This is a genomic window from Mesorhizobium sp. M7A.F.Ca.CA.001.10.2.1 (genome assembly GCF_003998575.1).
Taxonomy (GTDB): Bacteria; Pseudomonadota; Alphaproteobacteria; order Rhizobiales; family Rhizobiaceae; genus Mesorhizobium.
Genome location: NZ_RZQY01001011.1, coordinates 1 through 1,425 on the forward strand (window position 1 = coordinate 1; position 1,425 = coordinate 1,425).

Here is a 1,425-nt window from a genome sequence, read left to right on the forward strand (position 1 = left end):
GGGGAGCGTGTCGGGGGCCGCGTCATTCTGGGGGTGCGGGCCGAGGATTTCCACGAAAGCCCCGACAAGCCGGACTGGCAGAAGATTGCCGTACGGGTCGTGGCCGTCGAGGCCCTCGGCGCCGAGAACGTCCTGATCGGCCAGATTGCCGGTCAGGCCACCGGCACGGACGATGCCCATCCCGCCGGAGGCGGCAAGCCGTTGGAGATCGCCGCCCGCCTGAGCCGTTATTTCACGGCGCCCGTCGGCTCGATCGTCGAACTCTACATCGACCCGCTGCCGATGCACCTGTTTGATCCCGAAACCGAACTGGTGATCGCGCGGCCGAGCCTCATGAGGGCCGCTCGATGACCAGCATGGACAGAAACGAGCGGCCGGCCTTTCGTCGCCGCTTCGGCCTGCATTTCGGGCTGATTGTCGTTTGCGCCATCGTGCTGCTGCCGCCGCTCTGGGTGCTGCGGACGAGCTTCGTGCCCGAGCAGCTATCCTACAGCAACGAGCTGATGCCGGCCTTTACGACGGACAATTATTCGGCGCTCCTGTCGAGCCGCTTCGGTCAGTCCTACCTCAACAGCCTGATCGTCGCGCTCGGCTCGGTTCTGCTCGCATTGCCTTTTGCCGCCACCACCGGTTATGCCTTCGCCCGCTTCCGTACGGGCGGTCGGTGGGCGCGTTTTGCCGTTCTGGCGACGCAAATGCTGCCGCCCGTGGCGCTGGTGCTGCCGACCTTCACGCTGTTCCGAAGCCTGGAGCTCAGCAATTCGCTGACCGGGCTGATCATCGTCTATGCCGCGCTCAACCTGCCTTTCCTGACCTGGATCCTGATGGGCTTCTTCGAAGGCATTCCAGTCGATCTGGAGTGGGCGGCGATGACCGACGGCGCGACTGCCTGGGGCGCCTTCTGGCGCATTGTGCTGCCGGTGTCGATGCCCGGTATCGCGGCCGCCGGCGTCCTCGGCTTCATCCTGGCGTGGAATGAGTTTTTGTTTGCCCTGGTTTTGAGCGGGCCGAAGACGGCGACGATACCGGTTGCGCTCGCCGCGTTGCAGACCTCGAACGGCGTCCAGATCGCCAAGGTCTCTGCCGGCGTCGTCCTTGCCATCCTGCCGCTGGTCGTGGCTTCCCGCTTCATCCAGCGTTTCATCGTCCAGGGCTTGACGTTCGGCAGCGTGAAATAGGCCGGCCGCTCCGAGAGCCGACATGGCTCGCTAGCCGGTTATGAAATCGTGACGGGATCACCGCCGCGTCCAGAGGGAAAGAGGAGTAGAGAGTTATGACTTGGAACAAGCAGACCTTGATCAAAATGCTGATGACGGCCGTGAGCGGGGCAGCTGTTGTCAGCGCATCGCTTCCGGCCAGGGCGGCTGAGCCCATCACCTTGCACGCCTTGATGGAGGACGTGCCGGAAACCAAGATCATCGAAGC

The 1,425-nt window shown here is 63.9% G+C and carries 1 protein-coding gene and 1 pseudogene; both read left to right on the forward strand.

What is annotated here, in order from left to right:
• Positions 1–351, forward strand: a pseudogene (locus EN964_RS34525) (glycerol-3-phosphate ABC transporter ATP-binding protein); the annotation flags it as partial.
• Entirely contained in the window at positions 348–1,178 is an 831-nt protein-coding gene (locus EN964_RS34530) for a carbohydrate ABC transporter permease (RefSeq protein WP_013530271.1), read from the forward strand. The pseudogene EN964_RS34525 and the gene EN964_RS34530, both read left to right, overlap by 4 nt.
• Positions 1,179–1,425 lie beyond the last annotated feature (247 nt).

Coding starts and splice junctions, on each gene's coding strand:
- EN964_RS34530 (WP_013530271.1), top strand. CDS start 348: ATGACCAGCATGGACAGAAACGAGCGGCCGGCCTTTCGTCGCCGCTTC.